The 9,007-nt window shown below is 26.5% G+C and carries 9 protein-coding genes and 1 pseudogene; 4 read left to right on the top strand and 6 right to left on the bottom strand.

Annotation, left to right across the window (positions count from 1 at the left end):
- Positions 1–321: 321 nt before the first annotated feature.
- Positions 322–417: a type I toxin-antitoxin system Fst family toxin gene (locus ABZX02_RS43650; RefSeq protein ID WP_002498742.1), complete on the top strand. Its 96-nt coding sequence runs from the start codon at positions 322–324 to the stop codon at positions 415–417.
- A 138-nt stretch (positions 418–555) separates the two neighbouring features.
- Here ABZX02_RS43650 and ABZX02_RS43645 read toward each other — a convergent pair.
- Together ABZX02_RS43645 and ABZX02_RS43640 are read right to left on the bottom strand one after the other, a co-directional pair.
- A pseudogene (locus tag ABZX02_RS43645) lies at positions 556–852 on the bottom strand (RepB family plasmid replication initiator protein); the annotation flags it as partial.
- 992 nt (positions 853–1,844) lie between these two features.
- Positions 1,845–2,219 carry a hypothetical protein gene (locus tag ABZX02_RS43640; RefSeq protein ID WP_002494371.1) on the bottom strand — a complete coding sequence of 125 codons (375 nt, stop codon included), beginning with the start codon at positions 2,217–2,219 and terminating at the stop codon, positions 1,845–1,847.
- 842 nt (positions 2,220–3,061) lie between these two features.
- Here ABZX02_RS43640 and ABZX02_RS43635 point away from each other — a divergent pair.
- Entirely contained in the window at positions 3,062–3,229 is a 168-nt protein-coding gene (locus ABZX02_RS43635; RefSeq protein ID WP_002494370.1) for a hypothetical protein, read from the top strand.
- A 19-nt stretch (positions 3,230–3,248) separates the two neighbouring features.
- Positions 3,249–3,635, top strand: coding sequence for a hypothetical protein (locus ABZX02_RS43630; protein ID WP_002494369.1), 387 nt, complete (start codon positions 3,249–3,251; stop codon positions 3,633–3,635).
- A 159-nt stretch (positions 3,636–3,794) separates the two neighbouring features.
- Here ABZX02_RS43630 and ABZX02_RS43625 read toward each other — a convergent pair whose 3' ends face one another.
- Positions 3,795–4,244, bottom strand: coding sequence for a hypothetical protein (locus ABZX02_RS43625; RefSeq protein ID WP_002494368.1), 450 nt, complete (start codon positions 4,242–4,244; stop codon positions 3,795–3,797).
- Positions 4,245–4,798: 554 nt separating this feature from the next.
- Positions 4,799–5,194: a DUF3139 domain-containing protein gene (locus ABZX02_RS43620; protein ID WP_002494367.1), complete on the bottom strand. Its 396-nt coding sequence runs from the start codon at positions 5,192–5,194 to the stop codon at positions 4,799–4,801.
- Positions 5,195–5,297: 103 nt separating this feature from the next.
- Here ABZX02_RS43620 and ABZX02_RS43615 point away from each other — a divergent pair, with 103 nt between their 5' ends.
- Positions 5,298–5,666, top strand: a complete 369-nt coding sequence (locus tag ABZX02_RS43615) for a DUF3139 domain-containing protein (RefSeq protein WP_002494366.1) — start codon at positions 5,298–5,300, stop codon at positions 5,664–5,666.
- 1,096 nt (positions 5,667–6,762) lie between these two features.
- Here the strand turns inward: ABZX02_RS43615 and lepB are convergent.
- Complete coding sequence (gene lepB / locus ABZX02_RS43610; RefSeq protein ID WP_002456288.1) at positions 6,763–7,329, bottom strand: signal peptidase I; 567 nt, start codon at positions 7,327–7,329, stop codon at positions 6,763–6,765.
- A 178-nt stretch (positions 7,330–7,507) separates the two neighbouring features.
- Positions 7,508–8,374, bottom strand: coding sequence for a RepB family plasmid replication initiator protein (locus tag ABZX02_RS43605; RefSeq protein ID WP_002494364.1), 867 nt, complete (start codon positions 8,372–8,374; stop codon positions 7,508–7,510).
- Positions 8,375–9,007 lie beyond the last annotated feature (633 nt).

Genomic DNA, 9,007 nt, shown 5'->3' with positions numbered 1-9,007 from the left:
TAGAGTATTGTCTATATTTATAATATATTATAAATATAGACAATACTCTAATAATTTAATGTTAATAAAATTATTGATAATAATTCAGTCAATGAATAGACTATACAATTTCACTACCTATAATCAGTAATTATGTTAACTCATCAAAAAATCTTAAACGTTGATCTCACGCGTTTTCATACTTTTTCATTCACAGAAGTTTTGTATCTTTATTTAGTTCTCAATGTCTAAGTGTTGCATACAGATTCGAGGCGTTTTGTTATAATTGGGAAGTCGTCTATTCCTCAGACGTCAATTTGACGTAGAGGGGAGGTGCGCTTTATGAATGAAATTCTTGTTCACATCATGACAACGGCAGTTAGTGGTTGTCTAGTCACGTTATTTGGCTATTGGCTCCATAAACGTGATAAAAAATAATATAGACGATTAAGCCGATGTACCAAAAAACCCCGAACTATTCGCCGTAGTTCGGGGTTTGGTGCGTTTATAAATGAAATTCTTGTTAAGTACATTATACATCTTTATGTACTATTTGTAAAAACTTATCTTTTTTTATTATTCTTCCCAATCGACCTGAAGTTGTTTTAGAAAAGCTTCTCGTTCTTTCTCTAATTGTGGATCATACTCATTTTGTGTTTGTTTTTCATATGTGCGTTCTTCTAACCATTTTGGTGTTTTTTCAAGAATGATATATTGTCGTGGCTTATCTGTATTCGACATTTGTGGCTGTTGTTTACTGTGAATGCGTTTCTCAGCATCAAAGGTAAACTCTAACCATTTAATGTTACGTCCTTTTTTAGCTTTGATTTTATTAATGTGAAGATTATTAAAAAATGTGTTTTGTTCGCTCATTCAATCCCACCACGCTTTCTTCGAAAGGCGTTAAGTGGTTTGGCCAGCTTGTTGGGGATTATCCCCAAGCCCCTTATGGATTTTTTCTAACGAAAAAATAGTGGCTAATTGCTAGCCACTAAGTTCAAAACTATCAAAACCGCAGCAACCCAAAATGGTGGTTGCTATAATTATTAAACCCAAATGAAAAATACAATTAAAAAAGAAAGGATAATAAGGTCAAAAATGATGTTCTTTATATTCCAAGTTAAAAAATCACGGACACTATTAATAATTAACCCTGCTATCAATAAAACCTCACTAGCAAAGTGTATGTACTTTAAAAAAGAAAAATCAGATAAAGGAGTGCTTTTCATAAGCGAAAAAATAACAATACAAATAAAAGCTGATCCCATAACAACATTGCCTATCTTATAATATTTTTCATAGTCTTCAGTTTCTCTTAAAAGCATTTAATCTCTCCTACTTTTTTGTTGTACCAATTATTAATAATACAAAAACTAAAAAATTTAATAAATAAAATATTTTTTCTCCTAAAGGATTTCCAATGATATTTTCATTCAATCCTATAATCAAACAAACTATAAAAATAACAATAATAATGCCTGAATAAATCTTATTTTTTAATAACATAAAATTAACCTTTCTTTTCTATAAAATCTGGGATACTACCAATAATTAACCCCAATAAAAATACAAATCTGAAAAAATATGAATATAGTCTAAAAAAGGAAATCAAATATTAATTTCACAATTAGCAATAATATAAATGCTATCACTGTACTATTTAACAAAATATACATGATTTTTTTGTATATTTCATGACTATTTTTTCTCTTAAAAAAATCATAAAAACACTCCAGATTCTTAGCCAGATTTCTAACGATTATCATAGCATAGAAGCTTAATGCTATATGGACGTAATTAGCTATATTTTTCTAACTTTGCAACAGAACCAGAATAACTAACACGAAAAATGAGTAGCAATTATGCTACTCATAAATATTTTTATCAAAAACTTCCAACTTGGTTACTTTAGGAATTTCAGGAAACAAACCAAAATTAAGATGTACAAAAAGCGCTCCTTCTTTACCATTAATCGTACTAGTAAAATACCCTATATGACCTCCACCTTGATTATCTGTATCTCCTTTTATTGTCACATGTTTAGCATGTTTCAAAAGTTGATATGTTTTATTATTCGCGGATATTTCTTTTAGTTTCTTTGTATCATGATTTGAAATATAATTATTTATTTCTTTTTCAGCAGAATAACGTGTCCAACTATCAAAAAAAATTAAATTTACATAAAAATAACAAAAGCCTAAAACTATAATAGTACCAAGTATATAAACTATTTTTTTCATTTAAAGACTCCTTATCTCCTCAAAATATTTAAGTTTTTATGGTAAATTAAAGTGGTTCTGTTGCAAAGTCAGAAACATAAGGTTATATACTTATCTTTCTGACTTTGCAACAGAACCCTATTTTAACTATAGTTTTAAATTGCTTTATTGACGTTGAACCTCCGAATCTTTAACAATCCCTAAACTTATCGAATCGTCGGCTTAATAGCTTACGCTATGCCGACATTCGGCTTCAAGTTTAGTTAAGGGTTCTTCTCAACATCAATAAATTTTCTCGGTATAAATGCGTGTGATATGATTAATGTAGTACTCCCTTTCATTTAATACATCAAAAACTATTCTTCAGACTACTCATTTTTTGAGTAGTCTTTTTATTTTGCATTTTAAGCCCTTTCTAGAACATTTTATTAAAAAATGACTAAAAACTTTTTTGTTCAACAGATAGGCTATAAATCATTTTAAAATTTCTTTCTCAACACTTTCAGAAAGGAAAATATATTTTTTATCTCAATTGTTCTTCTTAGAAAAAAGCTAAAACCTGAAAAAGTAGGTATATAATGTAACTTTTGTATTTTAAAGAGCATAAGGAAATCCATTACCGCTTAAGGTAGTATTCAGCATAGCTGAAGGACTATCTTACCATTTGCTTTGCTCATTTATTCTTAGTTGAAAACTATAGGGCTTTTTTGAGAGGAAAAAATTGTTTTTCTTTTATCGTTTGTCGTAATTATAATAGCTCCATAAAGTAAAAAACAAACTATACTATACTTCTTTTATGGGTACAAACTTGACTTTGTACGCATGTAATGCTACTTTATACGCATAAATAAAAGGAGAGTGTTGTGGGTTTGAATGAAAGAGAACAAAGACAAAAGTTAAATATTACTCTTCCTCCTAAATTAATAACTAATTTAGATAAAGTTAAAACAAAATATGGTATTAATAAATCTAAACAAATTGAAAATTTAATATCAAAATATTTAAATGAAGAATATGGTAATCTTGAATAAGCAAAAAAGGATGATTAGAATGAAAAAAGCAATATTTAGTATTATTATTTCTCTTATTTTAGTTCTAACTGTTACTGGATGTAGTAATAGTTCTAAAGAAAAACCAATTAAAAAAAGTGCATTAGAAATTAATCCTACAAGTAAAGCTGTTAATATTACAATAAATAAAAAAGAAAATAACAAACCTGAAAAAATTGGGAAAGTGTATCGATATAAAAATAACAATGCAAAAGAAATTACTAATGACGGTATTAAAAAAGATACTAAAGATACATTGATTTGGAAAGGTGTAGCAAACAAATACGACAATGTAAAAGATTTATTAGGAGAAAGTATTCTTTATGAAGTTAAATATAAAAATGGGGATATAAAAAAATTCGAGAGAAAAATTAAATATACTGAATAAAATTGAAAGTAGTGATGATAATGGAAAATATTTTAAGAATAATAGCTGAAATATTATCTAATATCTATGAATTCATAAATTATGGTCTAAAATTCAACCGTTCAAAAAAGCTTGAAAATAAATGTGAGGGGAAGGATTAATCCTTCCCCTCACATTTATTTAATTATAACTATGTTTAAAATTCTTAGCTATAGTATGGTTCGGACCTGTTGTTGCAGTATACATATCATAAGAAATTGTTACGCCTGTACCTTTTTTAGCTGCTGTGTAAAAATAGCTACCTTTTAATTCATTTTTCAATCCAAAATCAAAGGCTTTATAAATAGCCGAGGATGCTTTAACATAACCATTTTTACTAAGTTTACTAGCAGCAGATACTAATTTGTTTCCTGAATGAACTCCTTTAGAAAATTTAACTACTTTTTTAACTTCTTTTTTAGAAAAATGGTGTTTATAATGACCAACATATACATATTTTTGACCTTTGTAAGTTATAGTTGTTTTATATTTTGTTTTAGCACTCGCAGTATTACCTTGATTAATTGAAGAAAAAGATAATCCGGTTAAAACTAATAAACTTGCAATAAAAACTGAAAGTAACTTTTTCATAAAAAGACCTCCTGTAAAATATTTATATGTTTAAATATGACTTTATCATATAAATTAAGTTATAACTACTTTAATTAAAAAAATTAACACTATATATATTTTTTTAAAATTCAGTTAATAAAGATGGATCTTTATTAACTGAATTTTAGTAGCCTATTTTTATTAAACATTAAGTATAGAAAATGGTATTTACCAGTTCTATTTTTCAATTTCTATCTCTTTTACAATCTTTAATATCGGCATGATTAGTAATGATAAAATAAAGGCTGATTCTAAAATCAGAAAAATATTTATTTCTTTAAAAAATATTAAATCTATCACATATCCAAAAATACAAAATATGATAAAGAGGCAAATAAAATGAACAATTGATTTCAATGCTAATACTCCTTTTTGCTTTCTAAGCTATTTTAAACTTTATACAGGCTTTTCATTTAATGGCATATATAAGCCTCCAAATTACAAGATAGAAAACGAATCATAAAAAAGCATTAAACAAATTGAAAGAACACTAAAAAGCAAGCGACTATCAATTATCGTAGTCGCTTGCTTTTTTATTTCAGATCATATTTTTCTTCAAAATGCATTTTTCTTAAATATTCTTTGTACTTTTTTTTACTATCAAAATCTTTATCATATTCATCTTTCAAAACAGCATTTCCATATACTTTATTGTCTTCATCAATAGAATATGTATACGTATTATAAGGCTCATCTTTAAAAGTGACTTGTAAATCATTATCTCCAGTATTGAACGTAAATATATTTTTTTCTTCTTTAACTTTATCTTCCCAACCTTTTTGTTTGAAAATATGGTGAACTTTTTGTTTTAGTTTAGCTTCTTCATGTTTTTGAACATTAGCATAATGGTGCACTATACTAAAAATTAATGTTAAAACGATAAGAAGAACGATAAAGATGATACCTGTAATTTTATATTTTCTTTTCATATTAGTCTCCTTAAGTAAATTTATTTAATTAATATTTTGTAAAATTAAATACAATAATACATATTTATCATAAAAATTATTAAAAAAGAGGAATTATACAAAAATGAAGAAAATCTTAAAAATATTAATAACTTCTATTATTGTTATCATTATTACCTTAACAGTTTGGACTTTTAGTGTGATTACTTATCAGGAACACAAGAGTGAGAAAATCATCGATCACGTTATAGAACGTAAGGGTTGGGATAAAAAAATAAAAAATGAAAAAATGAGTTTTAATATTATGATGGGATATGCTGAAAAAGATATTGCTTTTAAAGATCAACCATATAGTGAGTATGAGTATAACGTGACACCAGCACCAGCACCATGGACAGATGATAAAGAATATAAGGTATGGGGGGAAACAGATTTACAAAAGAAAGACTCCTATTATAAATATCTTTTAGAATCAGAACCTTACAGAAAATAATATAAATGTATAACATAATAAAAAATAGAGATCATTCATCTATCACTTAAAGACAGCGTAGACTTTTACCTAATTATATTAATAAAATGATATTGAAGGAAAAATAATATTGAAAAGAGAAATTTTAAAATGAAATGGTTAAAAATCATTATATTAATTTTATCTTTAGTTCCAATAGAATTTATCGGATTATTTACTGATTATCAAACAGGTTTATTAATAGGTTACATCCCATTTATAATAGTTGCTATATTAATAAGTAGATCTATTTTTAAATTCGGCTTAAAAAATAATATAAGTATTATAATAAGTAGATGTATTGGAACATTTCTTTCTTGGGAATGTGTTCATTGGTTTATGAATATTTACGATTCATCAGATTATTTTAAACCTCTTACTACAGATATTTTCGCATTATTTTTAGGAGCTATTCATTTCATAGTTATTATGCTTATATATTTAGTTATCTATGGTTTTTCTCATCGCAATAATTAACTATTATGTTACTTATATTAAAGGACACAAAGATTAATTTAACAATGTTTGTGTTTTTGAGTATTTATACAAAGGCACTACCCATAATAGTTAATTATGTCAACTTGTAGTAAAGGCTTAAACGCTGTTAAATCAACGTTTAAGCCTTTGTCTTGTGATTATCGTTTATTCAGGTTTTATACATCATTGTTCTCACGCGTTTTCATACTTTTTCATTAAATGAACTTTTGTATCTTTATTCAAAAACGGAGAATCTATTAAAATCAGATTCTGTTATACTAAAAAAGCACTTCCCGTGCAGAAAGGAGGTGCCACATCTAATGATTGTCGTTCTGTTTGTTGTGAAATATATCGTATGTCCAATTATTGTTGGACGTGTTCTTTATTTAATAAATCAAGAACAACGATAAAAAAGAAACCCCAGCATATGCTTTGGTCGGCATGCTGGGGTTTTCACATCCAATGATGTGTCTGTCTGTTTGTTATTTTTAGTATATCTTGCATGAAGAAATTTGTAAAATTAAATAGATATTCGAATGAACTAATTATGTAATCGTCAACAATATCTCAAGCTAGCTTTATAACTTAGCTTTTTTATCATTCATCGATTAAAATTATACTTCATATCATTAAAAGGCCAAAATCTTAAAATAACTTTTCCTACGATTTGTTTTTTAGATATTAACCCCACCTCAGAATATCTACTATCAATACTGTTTGTCCTATTGTCTCCGAGAACTAAATACTTATCTTTAGGTATTATCATTTTATTTTTAGATCCCTTTATATTTGATACATTAAAATCTTCTGTTAAATTTTCACTGGAGTTATTCATTTTTTTATTATAGTCAAGGTAAGGTTCTTTGATATAATTTTTATTGATATATAACTTGTCATTTTTATATTCAATTTGATCTCCTGGTTTACCAATCAATCGTTTTATAAAGTCATTATTGCTATTTTGATGAAATACAATAACATCTCCAGACTTTAAGTGATTTAATGATTTGGATATTTTGCTGACTACTACTTTATCTTTATTGTTAAACGTTGGATACATTGATAATCCTGATACAGTATAAGGTTTAAATAAAAAATTATTTACTAAAAATAATAGTAATATAGCTACTATTATGGCTATTAACCATTCCTTAAATTCTTTTTTCATTACATAATTTCCTTTTTAGATTTTATAAATTTTATCCTATTTTAGGTTATCACTTATATTTTTAATATCCTACCAAAAGTAGTTCATTATTTATGATGTCTTTTCTTTTTTAGTGATAAGACAAATCCCATTATTAAAGGAAATAAAAGCAAAATATAGATGTAGCTCATTTAAGTTATTATTCTTCCCATTTTTCTTCTAATTGACGTTGAAATGCCTCTCGATCTTGTTTTAATTTTGCATCTTCGTCATGTGACTCTTGAGATTGTTTATATATCTTGTCGTCTAACCATTTAGGTGTCTTTTCACGATTAGTATATTGGCGCGACTTACCTATATTAGTTATTTGTGGCTGTCGTTTGTTGTGAATACGTTTCTCAGCGTCAAAGATAAATTCTAAGTATTCAATTTTTCGACCTTTTTTAGCTTTAACTTTATTAATATTAAGATTATTAAAAATAGGTGTAAGCTCTTTAGATATTGGCTTTAATACACGTTTAGTAATGTCACACATTTGATAAGACTTTGATACGTCTAATCGAGTTCTAAAATCTTCCATTGATAATTTTAAATATCCAGTATGTTTATATTGTTTAAGTAAGCGAAACATGGTTTTAGAGTACGAAGATTTTAAATTAGTCAGTTCTTTTAATTCGAATTTTGTAAAATTACGAGTAATATCATTTAAAACAAACTTTAAGTCAGGATTAGTGGAAATTTCAAGATACTTCTCCGTTTTATGAATTTTAAAGTGATTGAAAAGTACAAAAAACTCTATTACATCCTCATCTTCTCTTCGATAAGTTATCTCGAGCATCTTTTTATAAATATTTTGTAAATCTCCAATAAAACGATTAAGATTTCTAGTTTCATAGTTATAATTACTTAAATATTTAAGTTCTTCAAAACTTAAATATAATTTATTAGTATCTTGTTCTTTTAGCTTATTACACATAGCAAAAAATAAGTCTATTTCAACAGAAGTAAATTTTCTCAAAGGAACCAAATTCATTTCATTATGATAAATAACAGTTTCGTTCGACATATATATCACTCCAAAAAAGGTCATTTTTTTTATAAGTCCTTGTATATCATATACATATTATCACTATAATAGTTTTATTAAAAGTATTTGCCACATAAAAAATGTCGAATTAAAATAATGACCTTTTTTATGTGGCAAAATGACCTTTTTTATGTGGCAAAATGACCTTTTTTATGTGGCAAAATGACCTTTTTTATGTGGCAAAATGACCTTTTTAAGTTGTGAAATCTACTGTCGCTCTAAGGATTAAAGCACACCTAAAAAGGTTTATAAAAAGATTTATAAAAATATATTAAAAAGGTCGGAGTGAAATACTCCAAATTCATTCAAATATACTTCTAAAGAAACGAACACAAAAATAAACTTTAAAAAATATCTTCATCAATTAATTTAGAAATCATACTCACATCTATCATTTCCAATACAATATCTTTGCTACCTTGGAATTCTTATAATAATATAGAAATGCAAAGGTATTGTTCCTCCTTACAGAACTATTTAATAAACGCTGTAAGTAAGGTAATGATTGTTCTTAATAGGTTGATCATACTTATTAAATTTTTATCTCCTCTTTTCATGAGATAAGCACTCAGGCGAGTATCATACTTGTTTGAGTGCTTATTTTTATTGATT

The sequence above is a fragment of the Lentzea sp. NPDC003310 genome, from assembly GCF_040610935.1.
GTDB lineage: Bacteria > Actinomycetota > Actinomycetes > Mycobacteriales > Pseudonocardiaceae > Lentzea.
Note: the sequence above shows the minus strand (reverse complement) of the source record. Positions and strands in the feature narration are given on the sequence as shown.